Annotated in this window: 19 protein-coding genes; 1 reads left to right on the top strand and 18 read right to left on the bottom strand. The window is 61.0% G+C overall.

What is annotated here, in order from left to right; all coding sequences use genetic code 11:
* The first annotated feature begins 1 nt into the window (after position 1).
* Positions 2–1,432, top strand: coding sequence for an aldehyde dehydrogenase family protein (locus JNC62_RS02655; protein ID WP_374835716.1), 1,431 nt, complete (start codon positions 2–4; stop codon positions 1,430–1,432).
* A gap of 208 nt (positions 1,433–1,640) precedes the next feature.
* Here JNC62_RS02655 and JNC62_RS02660 read toward each other — a convergent pair whose 3' ends face one another.
* From JNC62_RS02660 to JNC62_RS02745, 18 genes are all read right to left on the bottom strand, one after another.
* A complete protein-coding gene (locus JNC62_RS02660) occupies positions 1,641–2,543 on the bottom strand; it encodes a LysR substrate-binding domain-containing protein (protein WP_374835717.1) in 903 nt (300 codons plus the stop codon).
* 69 nt (positions 2,544–2,612) lie between these two features.
* A complete protein-coding gene (locus JNC62_RS02665; RefSeq protein ID WP_374835719.1) occupies positions 2,613–3,818 on the bottom strand; it encodes an NAD(P)/FAD-dependent oxidoreductase in 1,206 nt (401 codons plus the stop codon).
* Positions 3,815–4,633, bottom strand: coding sequence for an NAD-dependent epimerase/dehydratase family protein (locus tag JNC62_RS02670; RefSeq protein ID WP_374835721.1), 819 nt, complete (start codon positions 4,631–4,633; stop codon positions 3,815–3,817). Before JNC62_RS02670 ends, JNC62_RS02665 begins: the two co-directional genes overlap by 4 nt.
* A gap of 12 nt (positions 4,634–4,645) precedes the next feature.
* The gene (locus JNC62_RS02675) at positions 4,646–5,851 is read right to left on the bottom strand and encodes a pyridoxal phosphate-dependent aminotransferase (RefSeq protein WP_374835723.1); all 1,206 of its coding nucleotides are present in this window, start codon (positions 5,849–5,851) and stop codon (positions 4,646–4,648) included.
* Positions 5,848–7,467, bottom strand: a complete 1,620-nt coding sequence (locus JNC62_RS02680; protein WP_374835725.1) for a hydantoinase B/oxoprolinase family protein — start codon at positions 7,465–7,467, stop codon at positions 5,848–5,850. Before JNC62_RS02680 ends, JNC62_RS02675 begins: the two co-directional genes overlap by 4 nt.
* A 1-nt stretch (position 7,468) precedes the next feature.
* The gene (locus tag JNC62_RS02685) at positions 7,469–9,547 is read right to left on the bottom strand and encodes a hydantoinase/oxoprolinase family protein (protein WP_374835727.1); all 2,079 of its coding nucleotides are present in this window, start codon (positions 9,545–9,547) and stop codon (positions 7,469–7,471) included.
* Positions 9,544–11,220: a thiamine pyrophosphate-dependent enzyme gene (locus JNC62_RS02690; protein ID WP_374835728.1), complete on the bottom strand. Its 1,677-nt coding sequence runs from the start codon at positions 11,218–11,220 to the stop codon at positions 9,544–9,546. Before JNC62_RS02690 ends, JNC62_RS02685 begins: the two co-directional genes overlap by 4 nt.
* Position 11,221: 1 nt before the next feature.
* The gene (locus tag JNC62_RS02695; protein ID WP_374835730.1) at positions 11,222–11,821 is read right to left on the bottom strand and encodes an SDR family oxidoreductase; all 600 of its coding nucleotides are present in this window, start codon (positions 11,819–11,821) and stop codon (positions 11,222–11,224) included.
* A gap of 493 nt (positions 11,822–12,314) precedes the next feature.
* Complete coding sequence (locus tag JNC62_RS02700; protein WP_374835732.1) at positions 12,315–13,631, bottom strand: TRAP transporter large permease; 1,317 nt, start codon at positions 13,629–13,631, stop codon at positions 12,315–12,317.
* Between the two features lie 8 nt (positions 13,632–13,639).
* A complete protein-coding gene (locus JNC62_RS02705) occupies positions 13,640–14,137 on the bottom strand; it encodes a TRAP transporter small permease subunit (RefSeq protein WP_374835733.1) in 498 nt (165 codons plus the stop codon).
* 62 nt (positions 14,138–14,199) lie between these two features.
* Entirely contained in the window at positions 14,200–15,342 is a 1,143-nt protein-coding gene (gene dctP, locus JNC62_RS02710) for a TRAP transporter substrate-binding protein DctP (RefSeq protein WP_374835735.1), read from the bottom strand.
* A 799-nt stretch (positions 15,343–16,141) separates the two neighbouring features.
* A complete protein-coding gene (locus JNC62_RS02715; RefSeq protein ID WP_374835736.1) occupies positions 16,142–17,182 on the bottom strand; it encodes an extracellular solute-binding protein in 1,041 nt (346 codons plus the stop codon).
* Between the two features lie 43 nt (positions 17,183–17,225).
* Positions 17,226–18,041 carry an ABC transporter permease gene (locus tag JNC62_RS02720; RefSeq protein ID WP_374835738.1) on the bottom strand — a complete coding sequence of 272 codons (816 nt, stop codon included), beginning with the start codon at positions 18,039–18,041 and terminating at the stop codon, positions 17,226–17,228.
* Positions 18,034–18,513 carry an ABC transporter permease gene (locus JNC62_RS02725; RefSeq protein WP_374835739.1) on the bottom strand — a complete coding sequence of 160 codons (480 nt, stop codon included), beginning with the start codon at positions 18,511–18,513 and terminating at the stop codon, positions 18,034–18,036. The genes JNC62_RS02720 and JNC62_RS02725 overlap by 8 nt, the downstream gene beginning before the upstream one ends.
* Before the next feature lie 63 nt (positions 18,514–18,576).
* The gene (locus tag JNC62_RS02730; protein WP_374835741.1) at positions 18,577–18,912 is read right to left on the bottom strand and encodes an ABC transporter permease family protein; all 336 of its coding nucleotides are present in this window, start codon (positions 18,910–18,912) and stop codon (positions 18,577–18,579) included.
* A gap of 35 nt (positions 18,913–18,947) precedes the next feature.
* Positions 18,948–20,150: an ABC transporter ATP-binding protein gene (locus JNC62_RS02735; RefSeq protein WP_374835742.1), complete on the bottom strand. Its 1,203-nt coding sequence runs from the start codon at positions 20,148–20,150 to the stop codon at positions 18,948–18,950.
* The gene (locus tag JNC62_RS02740) at positions 20,110–21,486 is read right to left on the bottom strand and encodes an aminotransferase (protein WP_374836318.1); all 1,377 of its coding nucleotides are present in this window, start codon (positions 21,484–21,486) and stop codon (positions 20,110–20,112) included. The genes JNC62_RS02735 and JNC62_RS02740 overlap by 41 nt, the downstream gene beginning before the upstream one ends.
* 55 nt (positions 21,487–21,541) lie before the next feature.
* Complete coding sequence (locus JNC62_RS02745) at positions 21,542–23,023, bottom strand: aldehyde dehydrogenase family protein (protein WP_374835744.1); 1,482 nt, start codon at positions 23,021–23,023, stop codon at positions 21,542–21,544.
* Positions 23,024–23,048: the final 25 nt, after the last annotated feature.

Genomic DNA, 23,048 nt, shown 5'->3' on the forward strand with positions numbered 1-23,048 from the left:
GATGCTGCACAGAAACCTGATTGCCGGCGAATGGGTGACCGGTGACGCCTCGGCGAACATCAACCCGTCCAACACCAATGACATCGTCGGCGAATACGCCCGCGCCAGTGCGGACGACACTCGCGCCGCCATCGCCGCTGCAAAGGCCGCCTTTCCGGCCTGGTCACGCGCACCAATCCTCGAACGCCATGCGCTGCTGAAGAAAGCCGGCGACGAAATCATAGCGCGCAAGGACGAGCTTGGCCGCCTGCTTGCCCGGGAGGAGGGCAAGACGTTGCCTGAAGCGATCGGCGAGGTGATGCGCGCCGGCCAGATCTTCGATTTCTTCGCCGGCGAAGTGCTGCGCCTAAGCGGGGAGACGCTTCCCTCCGTGCGCCCCGGAATCGACGTGGACATCACCCGCGAACCGGTCGGCGTCGTCGGTGTCATCACGCCCTGGAACTTCCCCATCGCCATCCCGGCGTGGAAAATCGCCCCGGCGCTCGCCTATGGCAACACCGTCGTGCTGAAGCCGGCCGACCTCGTGCCGGGTTCAGCATGGGCACTGATCGACATCCTGCATCGCGCCGGTGCACCGGCCGGCGTCGTCAATCTGGTCATGGGCCGCGGCAGTGTGGTCGGTCAGACGCTGCTCGACAGTCCGGAGGTCAATGCGCTAACCTTCACCGGCTCGGGCGGCACCGGCAAGCGCGTTGCGCTCGCCTCGATCGAGCACAACCGAAAGTTCCAGCTCGAAATGGGCGGAAAGAACCCCTTCGTTGTGCTGGATGACGCCGATCTGTCCGTCGCCGTCGAGGCCGCGGTCAACTCATCGTTCTTCTCGACCGGCCAGCGTTGCACCGCCTCTTCGCGGCTGATCGTCACCGAAGGCATCCACGACCGCTTCGTTGCCGCGATGACGGAACGCATGAAGGATCTCGTCATTGACGACGCCCTGAAGAGCGGTACCCATATCGGCCCGGTCGTCGACGAGAACCAGTTGAGGCAGGATGCCGACTATATCGAGATCGGCCGTGGCGAAGGCGCGAAGCTCGCTTTCGGCGGCGAAAGGCTGGAACGGCAAACGCCCGGCTTCTACCTGCAGCCAGCCCTCTTCACCGAAGCGACGAACCAGATGCGCATCGCCCGCGAGGAAATCTTCGGCCCGGTCGCCGCCGTCATCCGTGTAAAGGATTACGACGAGGCGCTCGCTGTCGCCAACGACACCAGCTTCGGCCTCTCGTCCGGCATCGCCACGACGAGCCTCAAGTACGCGACCCATTTCAAGCGCAATTCGGAAGCCGGCATGGTGATGGTCAATCTGCCGACCGCCGGCGTCGACTTCCACGTTCCGTTCGGCGGCCGCAAGGGTTCGTCATACGGTCCGCGTGAACAGGGTCGCTACGCCGCCGAGTTCTACACCACGGTCAAGACCGGCTATACGCTCGCTTGAGGAGACCTTGCCTGATGTCTCGATGCCAAGGTGATGTTTAAGCCCGGTTGCCGGCTGGTAAGTCCAGCCGGCAATGTAGACACAGTCACTTGGCGATCCCGACCACCAGGCTCGCGATCGGGGTGACGAGGCGAAGCAACGCGGGAGCTTTTTCTGCACTTTCACGGAAATGGGCGGGCAATGCCTGCCTGTTCCGCATCCCACTCCTTCACCATTGCTCGGTTGTGATCCAGTCACAAAAGGCAGAGATGATCTTGACCCGCTTATGGGCTTTGGGAACAACGAGATAGAAGCCGGGAACGTCCTTCTTGTCCATCGTATCGAGTACATCAATCCCGAGCGGCGCGACCAGGATACCCGCCTCGATATCGGCGAGCGCGTCAAGGCGTGAAACGAGACCGACGCCGATGCCGGAAATCGTTCCCCTGCGCATCGTCGCCGCATCCTGGAATTCGATCTCTCCGGCCATTTCCAACGATGGCAAACCAAGATGCTCCAGCACCTTGTGCCAGAGGCCCCGGGCCATGACGGGATGGAGAAGGTTCATGCGGCCGAGGTCGTTGGGGGAGGTGATCTGCCGCGCCAGCTCCGGCGAACAGCAGATGATCTTCGGGTCGTGCACCAAGAGCTTGACGTCATACTCCTTCCAGTTGCCGAAGCCCCATTGGATGGAGACGTCCACCTCGTCAGCCGCGAAGTCGCGCACATTCACCATCGTCGTCATGCGGATATCGGCGCCGGGCATGAGTTGGCGGAAGCGCTCGAGACGCTCCATCAGGTAGCGTGTGGCGAAGTACGGGCTGACGTTGATGTTGATGCGGTTTCGGTAGGTCGAATTGGTGACCCGGCGGATGCCTTCCGTAAACTCGTCGAAACCCGCCTGGACGAAATGCGAAAGAATAATCGCCTGTTCCGTCGGTTCGATGACCCGCGCTTTCCGCTCGAAAAGGGACACGTGCAAGGTATCCTCGAGCAGCTTGATCTGCTGGCTGATGGCTTGCGGCGTGACGAGGAGTTCGTCCGCCGCGCTGCGGAAGGTCCCCTGGCGCATCACCGCCCAGAACGCACGCAACGCATTGAGAGGGGGAAGCCGCGTATGTTGTCCAGCCAAGTCACCCTCCGGCAGGCGATAGAAATTGCTAACGGCTCCGCCCACGAGCGGAGCCGGCAGCGTTATAAGTTATATGACGGCTTTTTCGAGGAACGGGCGATTCTCCACGACTCGCTCATAGCCGACTTCGGTCAGGTCCAATGTGCGATATTCGTCATAAACGATCAACTCGGACACGCCCCGTCCCGTGGCCGGTCCCTGCTGCAGGCCATGGCCGGAAAAACCATTGGCGAAGACGAAATTGCGCACCGCGGGATGGCGGCCGACAATCAGGTTGTGGTCGAGGACGTTGAAATCATAGTGACCCGCCCACTGGTTCACCACCTTGATCGCTTCGAACTGGGGTGAGCGTTCGGCAAGTGCCGGCCAGATTATCTCCTCGAATTCTTCGTAGCGCGGTTCGAAATCGTCCCAATCGACTGCCGGGTCCTCGACGGGCGGGCATCCCGTCAGGAAGAAGCGTCCTTCGGGCCGGCAGAACACGCCGGACGGATCGATCATCAGGGGAAGCCGCCCCTGGTTGACGTTCGCGGTTCCCTCGGGAGTGCGGGCGCAATCGAAGACAAACAATGTGCGTTTGCGCGGCTCGACCGGAATATCGAGGCCGGCCATGCGGGCGGTGAGCGCCGCGCGGGGGCCGGAGGCGTTGACGATCGTGCCCGCCTTGACAACGGAACCCGACTTCAACGTCACCGACGTCACCCTGTCGCCGTCGCGACCGATGGCCACGACCTCATCGGTGACAAAATCGACGCCCAGCGAGCGAGCCTTGTTCTTGAAGCCATACATCAAGCCCGTATTGTTGAACCAGCCTTCGCCCGAACGGCCGTAAGAGGCGAGCTCTATATCCGCCACATTGAGATGCGGGAAAGCGTTTGCCAGCTCGTCACGGTTCCAGAGCACGACATCGGCGCCGCAGGAAACCTGTACCTCATGGTTTTCCTTGAGGACCTGCACCTGCTCTGGCGTGCTGGCCAGGAACAGGTAGCCGCCCGAATGGAAGCCGAGATCCGGCTTGTCGTCGTCGACCTGCATCATCTCGCCGAAATTGCGGATGACTTCCGAGCCGTACTGGCTGATCTTCACATTGATTGGATTGGAGAACTGCGTGCGGATCGAGGATGACGACAGGGACGTCGCCGCCTTCAGATAGGTCGGATCCTTTTCAACGACGAGCACCGAACCGTTGAAATCCGGATTGGCCGCAAGATAATAGGCGACAGCGGACCCGATCACCGCACCGCCGACAATGACGACGTCATACTGGTCTTTCATTTCGTTGCCTCGTCATCCGGGTGACCGATATCGACAAACCATCCGCCGAGATAAACGGTGGAGGGCGCTTTCGGATCGACCGGCGGCTTCGCCGCCTCGACCTTGGCACGGAAGCGCTCCGTATTGTCCTGCGGCACATAGCCGAGGTGGCCGGCCCTGGAATTGTCGACCGGCTTGACCGCGTTGTCGGACAGACCGAAGCTGATCGTGTGGCCTACGCGCGGGGCCGTCAGGCTGGCGGTGACGAGGCGGATGCAATCCTCGAAGGACAGCCAGGACCAGAGCATGCGGCGATCCGCCGGTTCCGGGAAGGAAGAGAAGATGCGCAGGCATACGCTTTCCAGCCCGAACTTGTCCCAATAGAAGCGGCTGAGCGCCTCGACGAAGCATTTGGAAACACCGTAGAGACTGTCTGGCCGGACCGGCGCATCCGTATCGATATGGGCCTCAAGCGTGTGATAGCCGATGGCATGCACCGAGGAGGCATAGACGACGCGCCGAACGTCGTGTTTTCGGGCGGCCTCGTAGATGTGGTAGCTGCCGCGGATATTGGCGTCGAGGAGATCCTGCCAGGGCCGCTCCAGTGGAACGCCGCCGAAATGCACGATGGCGTCGACGCCCTCGACCGCCTTCATCACGGCCGCCTCGTCGGCAAGGTCGAAGACCATCGCCTCTTCGTTCGGCTGCAAGTCCGTGATTTCGGTGATATCGGCCAGGCGCAGTCGATCGGCCAGCGGCGCAAGACCGCGGCGCAGTTGCGTGCCGAGACGGCCGGCCGCCCCCGTGATCAGAATGGTCTTGAAGAGTTTGGACATGCTTCCTTCCAATCAGAATTCGAGTTTGGCGACGGCGGCGCCGATACGCTTCACCGCCTCGGCCAGAACCTCATCCGAGGTCGCGGTGGAGATGCGGAAGAAAGGCGACAGGCCGTAGGCGGTGCCCGGAACGGCCGCCACATGCCCCTCGTCGAGAAGGTATTTCGCGACCGCCACGTCGTCTTCCAGCCTCTTTCCGTCGGGGGTTCTCGCACTGATCAGCGCGGCGCAGCCGATATAGGCATAGAAGGCGCCCTCCGGCGGATCAAGGCTCAGCGCGTTGATCTTCGCGATACCCTCGACCACGAGGTCGCGGCGGCGCTCGAACGCCGCGCGGAATTCGGCGACGCAATCCTGGGGGCCTTCCAACGCCGCCTTGGCGGCGATCTGCGCCGGGGCGGAAACGGAGGTGCAGGACTGGCTCTGGATCGTCGCCATCGCCTTGATCAGTTCCTTCGGGCCGGCGGCATAGCCGACGCGCCAGCCGGTCATCGCATAGGCCTTGGACATGCCATTGACGATCAACGAGCGATCGCGCAGCTCCGGGCAGGCCGCGCCGAAGGAGACGAACGTGCGCCCATCGAAGATGATGTGCTCGTAGATTTCATCCGAGAGGATCATGACCTTCGGAAACTTCGCGAGCACCGCGCCGAGCGCCTGCAACTGCGACACTGTATAGACCGCGCCGGACGGATTGCCGGGCATGTTCAGGAACAGCCAGCGGGTCTTTTCCGTGAGCGCGGCTTCCAACACTTCGGGCGTCAGGCGAAAGCCGTTCTCGGCCGGGCAGGCCGGCGTGACCGGCACGCCGCCGAAGAGCTTCACCATTTCCGGATAGGAGACGAAGTAAGGCGCCGGCAGGATCGCCTCGTCGCCTTCTTCCAGCGTCGCCATCAGCGCATTGAAGATGATCTGCTTGGCGCCGTTCGCAACCGCGATCTCGTCGATGGTGTAGTCGAGGCCGTTCTCACGTTTGAACTTGTCGACGATCGCCTTGCGCAGGTCCGGCGTGCCGAGGGACGCGGTGTAGAGCATGCGCTCCCTGCGCGCTGCCTCAAAGGCGGCCTCGGTGATGTGGGCGGGCGCCGCGAAATCCGGCTCGCCGAGGCCAAGGTCGATCACGTCGACCCCTGTCGCCGCCAAGTCCTTGGCGGCCTGCGAGACGGCCATGGAGGCCGAGGGTTTGACGGCCGAAAGCCGGCTTGCGATGTGGCTCATTGTTTCTTCTCCGTCATGTAACCCTTGGACAGGTCTTCGGCTCTTGCCTCGGCCGAGCGCTCGGCCGGGTTCCCGAAGCCGCCGCCACCCGGCAATTCCAGCACCAGCCGCCGGCCCGCCGGCACGTGCTGCCAGCCCTTGGGACGCAGCTTCGTTCCGTCATCGAGCCTAGCCGAACCCGGCGCCCCGTCTTCGCCCCCATCGCGCCCGCGCGGTGGCGTCGCGATACGGTCGAACATCGCCGAAAAGTCAAACTCGTGACCTTCGGCAGGCGCAATCTCGATGATCTGGCCAAGGCCGCCCCGATATTTGCCTGCGCCGCCGGAATTGGGGCGCAATTCCTTGCGCCAGACAACGATGGGGCCGGTATGCTCGGTCGCTTCGATCGGCATTGTGTGGACACCGGAGGGGAACGCGGTCGAGGACAGTCCGTCGATGCCGGGGCGCGCGCCCATGCCGCCAGAGTTGAACATCAGCACCTCGGCACGGCGTCCGATCGCGCCGGCGACTGGACGGGCCGAAATATGGATGTTCCACAGGGCGGCTGCACCCTCGGCGAGAATCTTGCCGGGCAGCGCCTTTGCAAGCGCGCCAAGAACCAGATCCGGCACCATATGGCCGATGACGTGGCGGACTGAAACCGGCGCCGGCCGCTCGGCATTGAGGATGTTGGTCGGCGAGGAGACGTTGAAGACGGCGAGGGACGCCGCATTGTTCGGAATGTCTGGCGCGACCACGCATTTCAGCGCGTAGCAGGCATAGGCTTTGGTGTAGATGAGCGGCACGTTGATGCCCCAACGGCTCATCGCGTCCGTGCCGGAGAAATCGACATTGATGTCATTCTCGGTGATCGTCACCTCGGCCGCAAGCCGAATCGGCACATCATAGCCGTCCGTCAGCATGTCGTTCGACCACGATCCCTTCGGTAGACCGGCGATGCGCTCCATCGTCGCCGCCTGCGTGCGCGACAGGATGAAATCGCCGATCGTGTCCAGATTGTCATAGCCGACTTCGTCCAGCATCTCGATCAGCCGCTTGTGGCCGACGTCGTTGCAGGCAGCGAGGGAGAAGAAGTCGCCGATCACCTGGTTCGGCTCGCGCACGTTGAGACGCAGGATCTTCAGGAGATCCTTGTTCACAACGCCGCGCTCGGCGAACTTCATGATCGGGATCTGGATGCCTTCCTCGTAGACCGACTTGCCGTCCGCGCCGAAGCCGCGTCCACCGACATCGACCACATGCGCCGTGCAGGCGAAGAAGCCGATCAGCTCGTCGCCTTTGAACGAGGGCGAGACCATGGTGATGTCGTGCAGGTGACCCGTGCCCTTCCACGGGTCGTTGGTGACATAGGTGTCGCCCGGATACATTTCTTCGCGCGGGATTTCGGCGATGAAATGCAGCACCGCCTCGGCCATGGTGTTGACGTGGCCGGGCGTGCCGGTGACGGCTTGGGCGAGCATCTCACCCTTGGCATTGTAAACGCCGGCCGACAGGTCTCCCGCCTCGCGAACCGAGGTGGAGAACGCAGTGCGCAGCAGTGTCAGGGCCTGTTCCTCGACGACCGAGATCAGGCGGTTCCACATGACCTGCATGCGGATTTCATTGATATCGCTCATGTCAATGACCCTTGCGCACGAGAAGAATGGTGCCGTCGATCTGGATGACGGCATCGAACGGCGATGTGACGATGGTGGAGGTCTCCCTCTCGACGATGACGGCCGGGCCGACGACACGCATGCCCGGCGCCAGCGTCTCGCGCGGCACGATCGCGGTTTCCAGCATCTTGCCCGAGGCGGGATCGAAGACGGCCCTCGTCTCGCGCATGGAGGCCACAGCGCCGTCGGTTTCGAGTGCACAGCGTTCGCCTTCGGAGCGGACGTCCTGCGCCTTGACCGACCAGGTGACGAATTCGATTTCAGGACCTTCAACCGCGCGGCCGAAAAACTGAGCGTACCGCTCCTTGAAGGCCGCTTCGATCATGGCCGTATCCGCTTGAGTGAAGGCGCGGTCGGGCAACGCCACAGGAATTTCCCAGCCCTGGCCCGCATAGCGCATGAAGGCGGTGATCTCGCGCACGATCGCGCCATTCGTCCCGGCGCGCACGAAGCCTTCGGCGGTCGCCTTCAATTCATCGAGCATGACATTGACCGCCCCGGCGTCGAACCTCGATAGGCCCATGATCTTGGAGGCGAGCGCTTCGTAGCCGAACGGCGCCTTCAGGAAGCCGATCGCCGAGCCCACGCCCGCCCCTTGCGGGATGAGGCACTGGCTCACGCCGAGCTTCTCGCAAAGACGGGCAGCGTGAAGGGGTGCCGCACCGCCGAAGGCGATCATGATGTTTTCCGAGATGTTCTTGCCGTTTTCGACCGCATGGACGCGAGCCGCATTGGCCATGTTCTCGTCTACCACCTCGACGATACCGAAGGAGGCGGCCTCGGCGGCGAGCTTCAACTTTTCGCCGACATCGCGCGCAATCGCCGCACTGGCGTCATCGACCGAAAGCCTGATCTTGCCGCCGGCGAAGTTGTCCGGATCGAGCTTGCCGAGCACCAGATCCGCATCGGTGATCGCCGGTCGATTGCCGCCGCGTTGATAGCAGGCCGGACCCGGCTCCGATGCCGCCGATTCCGGACCGACCTGGATCCGACCCATGGCATCGACCCAGGCAATGGAACCGCCGCCTGCGCCGATCTCGATCATCTCGATCACCGGAATGGAGATCGGCATACCCGACCCCTTGCAGAAACGATAGGTGCGGGCCACCTCGAAGGTGCGCGCTGTCTGGGGCTCATAGTCCTCAATGAGGCAGATCTTCGCGGTCGTGCCGCCCATGTCATACGAGACGACGCGGTCGAGGCTGAAGCGACGGGCGATGTCGGCTGCGAAGATCGCACCGCCCGCCGGACCGGATTCAACGAGGCGAACTGGAAACTCGGACGCCGTCTCAACGGAAATCAGCCCCCCGCCCGAGTGAATCATGAAGACCGGGCAGTCTGCACCCATGTCCTTTAACCGCACCTGCAGGCGCGACAGGTAGTCGGACATCTGCGGGCGCACATAGGCATTGGCGCAGACCGTGTTGAACCGTTCGAACTCGCGCATCTGCGGCGACACTTCCGCCGAGATCGAAATCGGGATCGAGAGTTTTCTCGAGAGAATTTCGCGGGCGCGCTCCTCATGTGACGGGTTCATGTAGGAATGGATAAACCCGATGGCCACGGCGCCGAAACCGCGCTCCGCGATAACGTCCGCCAGACCTTCCAGTGCCGCTTCATCAAGCGCCTGAAGCTCTCTGCCCTGCGCGTCGATGCGTCCCTTGACCGGAAAGCGATCCTCGCGCGGGATGAGCGGCTTCGGCAGCACGAGGCTGAGGTCGTACTGCTCGAAACGGCTTTCCGTGCGCATCTCGATGACGTCACGAAAGCCTTCCGTGGTGATGAGCGCCGTCCTGGCCCCGCGGCGTTCGATAAGTGCGTTCGTGGCGAGCGTCGTCCCGTGGATGACGATGTCGATGTCCTTCGGCGCGATCCCCGCATCCCTGGTGACGACTTCGACACCGTCGAGGATCGCCTGTTCGGGTGCCGAATAATTGGTCAGCACCTTCGTCGAGAAGAGCTTGCCCCGCACGTCCAGCGCGATGTCGGTAAATGTGCCGCCGATATCGGCACCGAGGCGGATGTCTTGACGCTGTGTCATGCGGTTTCCTTTGCAGAAAGGGCGGCCTTGCGCATCTGGCTCAGCGTCTGGCGCGGGGTCAGCGCCTCAGGCGAAATACTGAGGTCGAGAAGGGCGCCGGTCTTCGATGCCCGGGCGCGCTCGAAAGCAGCCGCAAAGTCCGCAGTCGCTTCCACGCGCTCGGCATGGAAGCCGTATGAATTTGCCAGCGTCACGAAATCCGGATTGACCATCGTCGTGCCGCAAACACGCTCCGGGTAATGCCGCTCCTGATGGGCTCGGATCGTGCCGTAGATGCCGTTGTTGATTAGCAGGATGATCGGCTGCGCCCCATGCTGGAGGGCAGTCGCCAGCTCCTGGCAATTCATCTGGAAGTCGCCGTCGCCGGCAAAGCAGACAACGGTGCGCTCGGGATGGGCAATTTTGGCAGCCACTGCGGCCGGGACGCCATAGCCCATAGCACCCGATTGCGGGGCGAGAAGGCGCGCCTTGGGGCCGAACTTGAAGAACTTGTTGGGCCAAACCGTGAAGTTGCCTGCGCCATTGGTCAGGATGACATCTTCCGGCAGGATGTCGTTCAGGAGAGCCGTGACCTTGCCCATGTCGACCGGCGAGGGCAGGTCAGGAAGGTCGAAGCCCTTCTCATAGGCTGCGCGTCCCTTGCCGCGCCACTCCGCCCACCCACCCCTGACGGGCTCGAGGGTGCCCAGTGCTTCGGCGAAGGCATTTGGACCGGCGTGAATGCCGAGCGCCGGTCGGTAAACCTTGCCGATCTCCAGGTCGGAACCGTGAACATGAATGATCTGCTGTCGGGGCTGCGGCACATCGAACAGCGTATAGCCGTCCGTTGAGTTCTCCCCGAAGCGGTTGTTGATCGCAACAATGACATCGGCGTCGCGCAGCAGTTCCTTGACCGAGGCGACCATGCCGACACCGGCTTCGCCACAGAACGTCGGCGAGGCGTTGTCGTACTGGTCCTGGTATCGGAAAACGGAAACGACCGGAATGTCGGAAGCCTCGGCAAACCGCTGAACGGCGGCCATCGAGCCCTCGGCCCAGTTGCAGCCGCCATAAAGGATGACGGGACGTTTTGCGCCTTCCAGCATCTTACGCAGGCGCTGCATGGTCGAAGCCGACGGCGCGGGCTCGGCGAGCTCGAGGGGACCGGAAAGCGGCGCGGCCTCGGTGAGCGAAGTCAACATGTCCTCTGGCAGTGCGATCACGATCGGACCGGGACGGCCCGAAACAGCAAGAGTCCACGCGCGCGAGATGATTTCCGGGATGCGCTCGACCTGGTCGATCTCGACGGCCCACTTGGCCATGGTGCCGAAAACGGCCTTGTAATCCAGTTCCTGAAAGGCCTCCCGGCCTTTCATGTCGGTTCCGACCTGGCCGACAAAAAGGATCATCGGGGCGGAATCCTGCATGGCGGTGTGGACACCGATCGAGGCGTTGGTCGCACCCGGGCCACGGGTCACGAAGCAGATGCCGGGCTGGCCGGTCAGCTTTCCATAGGCCGCCGCCATGAACGCGGCGCCGCCTTCATTACGACACAGAATGAAATCGAGGCGTCCTGCGGTGTCGTGCAGTGCATCGAGCACCGCCAGATAACTTTCCCCTGGTACCCCGAAACTCTTCGTCGCCCCCAGCGCCAAGAGGCACTCGACAAGCAACTGCCCTCCATTACGTTCCATTTCAATATTCCTGTCGTTCGATGGTGTCTGTTTGAAAGCCGGATGTCGACAACAGCGCCAGGACCTGCGATCCCAGCTGCTGGAAAGGCCCCTTTCCCAAAGCAAGGCGGTGAACGAAAACCCCACTGCCGTTGACCTCGTCCGCCAGGGCGCGGGCAAGACCGTCAATGGCTCCAGCGGTTGCCCGCTCAACCGTGCTTTCGGCGTCCGCATAATCGAGGGAGAGCATGACGAATGCGCCGCGGCCACGTTCGATCATGGAGGGCAGGACAGCACGCGTGACGTGCAGCGTCGCGGACAGGTTGACCTCGAGGGCCATATCAATGTCGGCTTCGGCAAGCTTTAGAAAACGGGTTTCCTCGGGCCAGCGAAGCGCCGCGTGAACGACGACCGAGGGCTCCATCGCTCCTGCGACGGAACGAACGTACTCGCGGTCCGTCAGGTCCATGGCCAGCGGCATGATCCCGTGATCGCCGCGCATGTCTTCCAGCGCGACCCGATCACGACCGAGAGCATGCACTTCCCAGCCCTTTTTAGCGAGCGTGGTTGCGATCGCGCGTCCGGGGGCACGCGTCGCCCCCGTAACAAGTGCTTTCGTCATCACACGATCTCCATGAGGCGATTTAGAAGATGCCCGTGGACCCCACTGCTGAAAACGAAGAAATTGGCGCACTTAGGCAAGTTCTTCTTGTTGCTCCCGTCGCAGCGCCCGCTTGCTGGCGAGCAGGTGGCTGCGTCACGGCTTGCAGCAATCGCTTCCTGTGGGCGGCAATCGGAGGTTCGACATCTGTCGGCTCATACACGTCTCACCGTTGATCCGGCCAAGCTGCCCGGCGGCGTCGAAAAGCAGCTCGCGTCGCAGGTCCAGGAGCGAAAGCAGTGCCCCAACCTTCGCGTTCCTCACCCTTGCGGAGCCGGCGACAAGATGGAGGCTTGTGCAGAGGCTACAAAAAGTTTCGCCCCCAGGGTGCGATCGGCAGCAAGGTACCGATCCCATGGAAAAATGGGGGAAGCGACGACAGACCGCTTCCCCCAGATAGGCCAGAAAACTCTTCCCCCAACTGATACTTTGGGCGGTCCAATAGGTCGGCACTTCAGAAGCCGACGAGAAGTTTTGGCAACCAGGTCGCTGTGGCCGGAACAAGCGCTACGATGAACAAAGTCACGAACTGCAGTGCGATAAATGGTATCACACCCCAATACATCTCTTTGTAGGTGATATCCTTCGGCGCAATCGACCTAAGATAGAAAATCGAAGGCGCCATCGGCGGGGTGAGGTAGCTGGTTTGGATCGTCACCAGAACCATGGCAGCAAACCAGATCGGATCGATTCCCGCCGCCCTGATCACCGGTGTGAAGATCGGGACACAGATCAGAATGATCGATATCCAATCGAGAATGAACCCGAGAATGAAAACAATGAAGAGGAAGAATGCGATGATCTCGAAATTGCCGCCCCCTATGCTTTCTACGAGGGACAAGATTAACTGACTGCCTTTGCCGGCAGCGAAAATGCCGGTGAACATCGTACCGCCAACCACGATCAGCAGTATCATCGCCGAGATATTGATAGTGCTGGACAAGCACTCGCGAAGTACCTTCCAGGACATTTCGCGATAGCATAGCGCGAGGAGAAGAGCGCCAGTCACACCGACGGCGGCTGCCTCCGTCGGCGACGCGATTCCCGATAGCATTGAGCCGAGAACAGCGGTTATCAGGATCATCGCGGGAAACAGCGCGGTGAAGGTGATCCAGAGCTTTTCGCCAAGCGGCTTGTCGAGTTCGGAGCTGATCGGTGGACCGTCTTCCGGCCATATCACGCAGCGCAGCACGACATATGCGCCAAACAACAGAACCATGATCGCACCCGGCAAGATCACGGCAGCGAACAATTCTCCAATCGAGAGCTGTGCAAGCGCCGCGTAGACGACCGCGATCACCGTCGGCGGAATGATTGTGCCGAGTGAACCGCCGGCGCATATCGTCCCGGATATCAACGCATTATTGTATTTGAACGCCCGCATCGTGGGGATCGCCATAAGACCGATAACGATCTCGACTGCGCCGACAATCCCCGATGCGGCCGCGAATATCGCACCCATGGCTATTGTCGCCAATGCCAGGCCGCCAGGCAAACGGCCGAGCCAGATCTGCATGGCCTGAAAAAGGCGCGACGCGACGCCGGAGCGCTCGAGGATGGAGCCCATCAACACGAAGAGCGGGATGGACGCGAGAATGAAGTTCGATGCAACCGAGTGAACGGCGCCAAACAGCTGCTGGAACAGCACGTCACCGAAGATAAACCACCCAGCCGCGACCGAAACGAGCATCAGTGAGAAGGAAACCGGGATGCCTGCGAAGATGAGCAGGAAGAGCGCCGGAAACATGAGGGCGGGAATTAGCGCTTTCATTGAAACAGTCAGTCCGATTTTGCGTTGTGAAGCGAACGCAGCCCTTCGACGGCGACCTGCAGCGCCAATAGCGTGAGGCCGATAGCAAGCGCGAGGAAGAACGGCCACATCGGCGGCGCCCATACGCTGACCGACTCGACCTCTCCGGTCGCGATGGCCCGCAAGGCCTTCCGCCAGGCGCTCCAGGACAGCGCCGCCAACAAGGGTGTCAAAAGAAGAAAATAGATGAGCCCGTTCAACAAAGCCGACAGCCTCGCGGGCAGACGCTGGACGAGGAAATCGATCCGTACATGACCATCCTCTTTGGTCGTCCAACTGGTGCCCAGAATGAACATCACGCCGGTCAGCATGTAGGACACATCGAACGCCCAGATGGTCGGGGCATTGAACAAATACCGCGCCAAAACTTCATACATCATCGCCAGAACAAGCAAAACCAAGATGGCCTGCGCCAAATAGGCCGCCAGCAAGCTCAGACGATCAACAGCTCTAAAGATCGATTGCAAATAGCTCCCCCACATTTTCTTGAACCAATTTGGGCGGGCGCCAGGTGCCCGCCCAACTCCATTCATTCCGTGATCAGGTAGCTACGCTCCTTGTTCCAGGCATCCCGGAAGGCGAGGTAATCAGCCAGGATTTCAGACATCGTCGGCTTGCCGGAAGCCTTTTGCTCGTCGGCCTTCTTCTGCGCCCACTTGCGTCCGGCATCCGCCAACTCGGTAACGAATTCTGGGCTGAGGGTGATGATCTCGTTAGCGCCGGAGCGATACTCGGCCATCGCCTTGATGTCGGCGGCATAGAAGTTGGTGAGGCCCTCGTAGGTGGTGAGCTTTGCAGCAGCCTCCAATTTCGCCTTCAGATCATCGGGCAGCTTGTCCCAGGTCTCTTTCGTCGTCACGACTTCCCAAAGAAAGCTGGGCTGATGGACGCCCGGCACGACGATGTACTTGGCGACCTGGTGAAAGCCTTCCGAAAGGTTTGCCGATGGCGGAGCCCACTCCACCGCGTCCACGCCCTTGCGCTGCAGGAGGGTATAGGTCTCGCCAGCCGGAACAACCGTCGGCACCGCCTCGAAGTAGTCACGCATCACCTCGGCCCAGGGGCCGGACGTGCGATACTTCAATCCCTTCAAATCGTCCTTGGAGCGGATCGGCACGTTGGAATGGGCAAGAATCTCGGTCGAACCGATGCCCACGATCATGCTGTGGAAACCTTCGCCTTCGCGCAGTTCCTTGAGGCGCTTTTCGCCGCCGCCCTCGTAAATCCAGCTGATGAAAGCCTCAGGGCCCATGCCCCCCGGGAAGCCCGCAAAGATTCCGTTGATTGGATCCTTGTTGAGCAGATAGGTCGGGGAAGAATGGCCCGCCTCAACCGTGCCATCAACAACTGCATCGTACACCTGCAATGCAGGCACGATCACGCCGGCGCCATACGGTTCAATCGCGACCCGCCCTTCGGTCATGACGTCTACGTTCTTGGCAAACCGCTGAAGGAAGTTGACATAGAACGGCGACCCTTCCGGTACCGACGTCGGCACGCGCCACGTCACCTCCGCCGCTTGCCCAGAGATCGGCAGCAGGCAGATCGCGGCTGCGATGAATGCTTTCTTCAAACTCGACACAATTTTCTCCCCCATAAATTTCATCTCTAGACACGCGCTGAGCGGCTTGCGGACCTGAAGCAGCGGCTGCTCCTCACGTGCACCAGCCATACAATTGTCTACACATGTCTTATAAGTGACATATTGCCCATGTCAACGACATCCGCGATGTGAGTGAACCGGAAAGGCATCAGCAGGCAGCGCGTCGGCTCAAGAAGAACGTCTCGGGTGCGCGGAACACAACAGTCTGGTGTAAAGACTGGAGCGGAATAGCGGGATGAAGCCGTCGGTGGCCGGTCAGCTCTTTCAGCCTGCGGAATGGCGGCGAAACTGAATAGAGTTCGCCGGCCGAGATGGAGGTGCAACTGGGCGCGCATTGACCCCGTCAACGGCGCGCACAACGGTTGTCGCTCTGCGCGCGAGTTGACAGGGCTAGTGGTGGCTGTCGACGGAATGTCACCTCTTCCATACCAGAGACAGGCGCCTGGGTATGCCACTCGGAATGCAACCGCCTCGGCGACGGTGACTGCTAGACCTGCTTGCCGATCACGATGAACCGCGAGATCTCTACGGGATGCTCTTGCGCTGTGAGGCGGGCTGCGAACGCAAGTCTATCTTGGGTGTGTGCCGGGTAGGGGGGGTCACAGGGAATTGAGGTGACGGGCGAGGCTTCAAGTTGGTTCTAACGTGGCCCGATCCGTGTCGCCGGCACGAAGCGGCGGATGCGCTAGTTGGCGCTCTCGACGGCACCCTTCAGGTCCAATCTGCGGTCCGCAAGAAGGCGAGATAGATAAATCATCATCGCCCTGAAGCTTTCCGCATGCCTGTTCTTTCTGATCGATACGATGGGTCTCTGTCGATAACGCCTCGGTTTGCCGCGGCGTTATCTTTCAGTGCTATTGGAACGCCATTACTTGAGAACGTTGGTCCAAACCTTGTCGATCAGCCTCTGCGACAGGCTATCGCATGCGCGCGAAAACACGATCTTTGCGGTTTCAGGCACGTTCGTTTCCGGCGACGTCCTTAGTTCCTCAGTCTGGAAGGCCTGCGAACCCTTGATGGTGTTTGAGTACCCGGTGAAATTTGACTGGACGGCCATGTTCTCAGGGTCCAGCATGAAGTTGATGAATTTTTTGGCGTTTTCGACGTTGGAAGCCGTCGTTGGGATCATCATCGTGTCCATCCAGCCGATGACCCCCTCTTTCGGGTAGGCATAGCTGACGACCTTGTTGCTCTTGGCCGCCTCCACGCGTCCCTTCAGCGCATAGCCGTTCCACTGCGTCGTGAACACGGAATCGCCGTTGATCAAACGGTCGTTCAAGCCTTCCGAACTATAGGTGTTGACCGCCGGCTTCTGTCCCAGGAGCAGGTCCAGCACCTTCTGCATCTGAGCGGGATCGGCATTGCAGGTCTCCTGGCCCAAATAGAGATGGGCAAGGTTCACCACCTCCTCAGGCGTCTTGAAGACGCTGATACGGCCAATCAGGCTCGGGTCGGGCTTGAAAAATTCGCCCAGCGATTCCAGCTTCTTGCCGTAAAGATCCTCCCGATAGGCGATTGACGTGGTCCCCCAGTGGAACGGTACGGTGTACTGCTGCTCGGGGTCCCATTCGGCATTGACCCACCGCTCTTCGATATTGCCGAAGTTTGGCAGCGCCTTCGCATCATACTTCTGTACCAGTCCTTCATGGATGAGGATGGGAACGAAGTTGTGCGACGGGATGATGACGTCGTAACCTGATGAACCGGCCTTCAATTTGGCAAGCAGCGTCTCGTTCGAGTCGTAGGTGTCCACCGTCACCTTGATGCCGGTTTGCGCCTCGAACTTCTTCACGACCTCGGGCGACGTGTAATCTGTCCAGTTGTAGATGAAGAGTTGTTCCTCGGCCTTGACCAGCGTTGCAGTCAACGCGAAGGGTGCGACAAAGGAAGAAAAAAGCGCGTGTTTCATGTAGTTCCCCTTTTTTTGGAAGTTAGTTGGTGTTTGGCGGTATCTAGCTGTCGCTCTTTCTTCGCGTCACGATCCAGTAGAGCGTGACGAGCACGAGGGACGCCAGCAAGAGCAGGGTCGATACGGCGTTGACTTCAGGCGTTACCCCCTGCCTGATCATGCTGTAGATATAGACCGGCAAGGTGGTTGCTCCGGCGCCTGCGACCATCATCGTGATGATGAAGTCGTCGAGGGAGATCACGAAGGCCAGCATGGCGCCCGCCAGAATGCCCGGCATCATGAGCGGCAGGGTCACATGGCGGAACGTGTCCCAGTCGGACCCGTAGAGGTCGGCGGAGGCCTGCTCAAGCGTGGTGTCCATTCCCTCGAGCCGTGCGCGGATCGGCATGAACGCGAAGGGAATGCAGAACGTGATATGAGCGATGATCACGTTGCCGAGCCCTAGTGAGATCCCCGCGCCGGCGAAGACTATCAGCACCGCCACGGCGGTCACGATCTCTGGCACCATCAGGGGCAGGGAGATCAGCGCGGCGGCCGCGCCGCGCCCCTTGAACCTGCCGCCGCGTACCAGCACCAACGCGGCGAGCGTGGCGATGGTGGTCGCGGCAAGCGTTGCGACCGTGGCGACAATCAGCGAATTGGCTGCAGCATTGCGGATGTCGCTGTTTGCGTAGACCTTTGCGTACCAGTCGAGGCTGAACCCGGACCACACCATCACCAGCGTGCTGGCATTGAAGGAATACAGGATCAGAATGGCGATGGGCAGGTAAAGGAACACCATGAACCCATAAGCCCAGGGCGTGAGCAGCCACACGTCGCCGACCCGCCGATATTTTCTGCCTTGAGCGACTTTAGCCATGAACAGCAACTCCCTGCTCAACACCCGAGCGTCGGGCGGCGCGCGCATAAAAGACGAGGCACAAGATCACGAAAGCCAGCAGGATCATCGCCACCGCCGCTCCGAACGGCCAGTTGCGCGCCGTCGCGAACTGGAACTGCACTAGACTGCCCAACATCAGCTTCTTGCCACCGCCCAAGAGGTCGGGCTGGATGAATGCCCCGATGCTGGGGATCAAAACAAGGATCGACCCGGCAATGATGCCCGGCTTCGTTAGCGGGATGATCACCTGACAGAAGGTCTCATAGGTGTTGGAGTAGAGGTCCGCGGAGGCCTCGATCAGGCGGAAATCCAGTTTCTCCAGGCTGGCATAGATCGGCAGGACCATGATCGGCACAAAGGCATAGGTCAGGCCGACCGCGATGGCGAAGTCGGTGTACATCAATCCGAATGTCTGGTCGGGAGCCAGCAGGCCCAGCCAGCGAAACGGCAACTCTATCGTGCCGTTGCGGCCAAGAATGATGATCCAGGCGAAGGTGCGGACCAGCTGGTTCGTCTAGAACGGGATCGTGATGAGAAAAATCCACAGATTCCGCTGATCCGGCGGACGTCGGACGATGAAATAGGCCACGGGAAAGCCCGCGATCAGGCAGAGCCCTGTCGTGATGGCCGCCAGCACGAGCGAACGCCCGACAATAAGGAGGTAACTCCAATTGAACACGACGTTGTCCATCAGGTCCCGGTCGAACAGGAACTGAAAATACGCTTCCGAAGAAAAGCGCCAGTAGATCCCGCCGAAAGGGTTCGCCTCCAGCAGCGAATAGACTGCCATGATCAGGACGGGGATCAGCATGAATAATGTGACGGTGGTCAGCGCCGGCCCGAGGCCCAAGGCGCGCCGGACGGCTGGACTTTTCGGCAACTCTATCATTGGGCCACCATCCGCAGTGCACTGGACCCAAAGTCCACGGAGACAGGATCGCCAGGCCCATAGGTGAAATCGCCGTTGTCCTGGTTGCTCGCATTGACCAGGATGGGTGCCTCTTCGCCAATGTCGACGCCATACACGGTCGTTTGCCCGAGATAGTCGACGAGCTGGATCTTGCCCGAGGTGACGCCGCTGCCTGACGAGGATAGCCGCAGCTTTTCCGGGCGCAGGAAAAGGGTCGCCTTGTCGCCGGGACGGTGGTTGCACAGATTGGCCACGTTAAGCGCCAGTCCGCGCCGGGTGCGGCACGTCGCGATCCCGCCTTCGACCGTCTCGATCGTGGTCTCGATAAAGTTTGCATCGCCAATAAAGGACGCTACGAACCGATTAACCGGGTGCTCATAGATGTCGGTCGGCGTTCCCACCTGCTGGACATGCCCTTCCGACATGACCGCGATGCGATCACTCATGGACAAAGCTTCTTCCTGGTCATGGGTGACGAACACGAACGTGATGCCGGTCGCCTTCTGCAGCTGCTTCAGCTCCGTGCGCATGGCTTGCCGGAGCTTCAGGTCCAGCGCCGACAGCGGTTCGTCCAGCAGCAGTACTTTCGGCTGGGGAGCAAGCGCGCGCGCAAGGGCGACGCGTTGCTGTTGGCCACCCGACAGCTGGCCGGGCCGGCGATCGCTGAACCTTTGCATCTTCACCAGCTGTAGCGACCGCTCGACGGTCTGGCGAATCTCGTCGGCCGGTCGCTTCAGGCGGCGCAGCCCATAGGCGACATTCTCCGCGACCGTCATGTGCGGGAACAGAGCGTAGTGCTGGAACACCGTGTTGACGGACCGCTTGTTGGGAGGAAGGCGGGCAATGTTCTCGCCGAACAGCGAAACCTTCCCTTCGGTCACCGCTTCGAAGCCGGCAAGGATGCGCAGCAGTGTCGTCTTGCCGCATCCAGACGGTCCAAGCAGCGTAAAGAACTCGTTGTCCCGGATCGTCATCGAGATGTTCTTCAACGCGACAAATCTTGCCTCGCCGTACCCGAACGCTTTCACGACGCCGGCAATATCTATCGCCGCCGTATCGCGTGAGGCCTTGGCAAAGTCGGCCATATTGACTGAATTCATGCGATAGTTTCTCCCAGTTGCTTGCGGGGCAGGCCCGTTACAGCAAGCCTTCCCGCGTAAGATCGTCCATCGTGGCAACGATCGCCTTGTGCGTGATGTCGCCGATCTCTTCGATCTGAGCCTCGTTCAAGATCAGCGGCGGCGACATGATGTTGAGGTGGCCGAGCGGTCTGACGATCAGCCCCCGTTTCTGGCAATTCTGCGCGATACGCTTGCCGACATTTGCCTCGGCCGGCAGGAGTTGCTTCGTCGCCTTGTTGGCGACGTTCTCGATACACATCATGAAATGGCTGCCGCGGACCTCACCTACGAGGTCCAGTTCTTCCAGCTTTTTCAAGGTTCTCTGGAAGATCGGACCTGTTTTCCGGACGCGCTCGCAAATCCCCTCGCGCTCGAGGATCTCAATGTTCTTCAGGCCCGCGGCGCATGCCGCCGGATGGCAGCTGTAGGTGAAGCCATGATAGAACGCCCCGTCGGGGCGGGAGATCACATCGAAGATCTCGTCGGAGACGATCGTCGCCGAAAGCGGCTGGTAGCCCGAGGAAATCCCTTTGGCGGTGCAGATGATGTCCGGCTGGATACCGAACTTGTCGTAAGAGGCAAACATGTGGCCAAGCCGGCCAAAGGCGGTCACGACCTCGTCGGAAATATAGAAGAGGCCGTATTTCTGGCAGAGGTCCCAGGTGCGCTTGTGATAGCCTTCGGGCGGCACAATGACGCCGCCGGCGCCCATGATGGGTTCTGCAATGAAGGCTGCTACATTGTCGGGGCCCAGCTTCAGGATCGCCTCTTCCATTTCCTGGATCAGGAAATCCAAAAAGCCTTCCTCGCTCACGCCTTCCGGCCTGCGGTAGCTGTGTGGCGCCGACAAGTAGTGGACGAGGTCGGTCGCGCCGTCCCAGCCATGCTGGTAGACCGGGCCCGTCAATGCGATCGTCAGGTGCGTGCTGCCATGATAGGCGTTCTGTCTCGAGAGGATCTTCTTGCGATACGGCTTGCCGATGCGGTTGAAATAGTGATGGACCATTCGGACGGCGGAATCGTTGGCGATCGAGCCACCCGTGCCGAAGAAGACATGGTTCAGGGGGCCGGGCGCCAACTGGGCAAGCTTTGCAGCAAGCGCCGACGCCGGCTTGTTGGTGAGATTGTTGAAGGCGGAATAGAACGGCAGTTCACGCAACTGCTGGGCGATCGCGTCGATGATCTCGGTGCGGCCGTAGCCGACGTTGACGCACCAAAGCCCGCCGATACCGTCGTAGAAGCGATTGCCCTCGGCGTCGCTGACGTGCACGCCGTCGGCGCCTGCCATGACGGTGCAACCCTCTTCCTTATTGACGGCAAGGCTGCTGAAGGGGTGGATCAGGTGCTGGCGGTCCTGTTCCCAGGCCTCATGACCCGAGTACTGATAGTTCACGTTCAAAGTCGTCTCCATTGATTGACTGAATTTTTGCGGCGGCCGCGGATGATTGTTACGGAACCGGCTGCTGGTACCAGCCAAGCCCGGCATCAGGCAGCCAACGCGTCCGCTGCTTGATCTCGAGGAAGGCTTCCATGCCCCAGCGGCCGAGCTCACGGCCGAAGCCGCTTTTCTTCATGCCGCCCCAGGGGGCCTGCATCACCACCATCTGGTTGCAGTTCTGCCAGGTAATGCCGGCGTCGATCTGGTCGATGACCCGTTCGGCGCGATCGGTGTCCTCGGACAGCACCGTCGCGGCCAGGCCGTAGTCGGTATCGTTGGCAAGCGCGATCGCCTCTTCCTCGGTTCTGAAGGTCTTGACGCTGAGGACCGGCCCGAAGATCTCGTCCCGCCAGACCGACATATGCGGCTCGACATTGGTGAAAATCGTCGGCTCGAGGAAATAGCCCCGGTTCAGTCCACTGGGCATCCCGCCACCCGTCAGGAGTTCGGCCCCTTCGCGAACCCCTGCTGCAACATAGTCCGTCACCTTCCGATAGTGCTCGGCGCCGACAAGCGGGCCCATCTGGACGCCGGGCGTGCGTCCGTCGCCAACGACGATCGACCGTGCCCCTTTCTTGAGTTTTTCCAGAAACGCCGGGGCAATGGTTTCGTGCAGCAGAAGGCGTGACGTCGAGGTGCACACCTGGCCCTGGTTCACAAAAGCCCCGAACATCACCCATTCGACGGCCCGGTCGATCTTCACGTCATCGAAAACGATGACCGGTGACTTGCCGCCCAATTCAAGGCTGACACGCTTCAATGTTGGTGCCGCAAGCGACATGATGCGCCGGCCCGTCGCCGTGCTGCCCGTGAAACTGATCTTGTCGACGCCGGGATGGTTCACAAGCGCTTCCCCAGCCTCGCTGCCATAACCGGTGATGACGTTCAGGATGCCGGGCGGGAAGCCGGACTTCTGCGCAAGCTCCGCCAAGGCCAGGGCCGTTAAGGAGGTGATTTCCGACGGTTTGACGACACAGGTGCATCCGGCCGCGATCGCCGCGGCGACCTTCCAGGTGAACTGCTCGATCGGGAAGTTCCAGGGCGTGATCAGCGCCACGACGCCGAGCGGCTGATATTTGACCGTGGTCTGCAAATAATCGACCGGGAGCGTGAGGTTCGTGCCGTGCCATCCATCGAACTGCTCGGCCAGCTCCGCGTACATCTCGAAGATCTGCGCGGCGGTATCGACGTCGAAAAGCGCCTCGGGCAACGGCTTGCCGTTGTCGCGCGTCTCCAATTGGCCCAGCCGTTCACGAGCAGCACGGATGTTGCGGGCAAGCTCCCGCAGCAGCTTGCCCCGCAGCTCGGGGCTGGACCGCTTCCAGCCGCCGTCGAACGCGGCGCGCGCGGCGTTGACCGCTCGACCGACGTCTTCCGGACCGGCAGCCGGCACCCGCTCGAACTCGGTTTCATCGGCCGGATTGATGCACGGGATCGTTCGGCCGCTGACGGCATCCACCCACTCGTTTCGGATAAATAGCTTCCCGCTCAATGTTCGCTCCCATTTCTAGTATGCG

Origin of the sequence: Mycoplana ramosa (assembly GCF_041930185.1) — a bacterium.
In the GTDB taxonomy this organism is placed as follows: Bacteria; Pseudomonadota; Alphaproteobacteria; order Rhizobiales; family Rhizobiaceae; genus Mycoplana; species Mycoplana ramosa.

Bases quoted from the DNA above. Each gene is read 5' to 3' on its own strand.
- JNC62_RS02655 (WP_374835716.1), top strand. From the start codon at position 2: ATGCTGCACAGAAACCTGATTGCCGGCGAATGGGTGACCGGTGACGCC.
- JNC62_RS02665 (WP_374835719.1), bottom strand. From the start codon at position 3,818: ATGAAAGACCAGTATGACGTCGTCATTGTCGGCGGTGCGGTGATCGGG.
- JNC62_RS02670 (WP_374835721.1), bottom strand. From the start codon at position 4,633: ATGTCCAAACTCTTCAAGACCATTCTGATCACGGGGGCGGCCGGCCGT.
- JNC62_RS02675 (WP_374835723.1), bottom strand. From the start codon at position 5,851: ATGAGCCACATCGCAAGCCGGCTTTCGGCCGTCAAACCCTCGGCCTCC.
- JNC62_RS02680 (WP_374835725.1), bottom strand. From the start codon at position 7,467: ATGAGCGATATCAATGAAATCCGCATGCAGGTCATGTGGAACCGCCTG.
- JNC62_RS02685 (WP_374835727.1), bottom strand. From the start codon at position 9,547: ATGACACAGCGTCAAGACATCCGCCTCGGTGCCGATATCGGCGGCACA.
- JNC62_RS02690 (WP_374835728.1), bottom strand. From the start codon at position 11,220: ATGGAACGTAATGGAGGGCAGTTGCTTGTCGAGTGCCTCTTGGCGCTG.
- JNC62_RS02695 (WP_374835730.1), bottom strand. From the start codon at position 11,821: ATGACGAAAGCACTTGTTACGGGGGCGACGCGTGCCCCCGGACGCGCG.
- JNC62_RS02700 (WP_374835732.1), bottom strand. From the start codon at position 13,631: ATGAAAGCGCTAATTCCCGCCCTCATGTTTCCGGCGCTCTTCCTGCTC.
- dctP (WP_374835735.1), bottom strand. From the start codon at position 15,342: ATGGCTGGTGCACGTGAGGAGCAGCCGCTGCTTCAGGTCCGCAAGCCG.
- JNC62_RS02715 (WP_374835736.1), bottom strand. From the start codon at position 17,182: ATGAAACACGCGCTTTTTTCTTCCTTTGTCGCACCCTTCGCGTTGACT.
- JNC62_RS02720 (WP_374835738.1), bottom strand. From the start codon at position 18,041: ATGGCTAAAGTCGCTCAAGGCAGAAAATATCGGCGGGTCGGCGACGTG.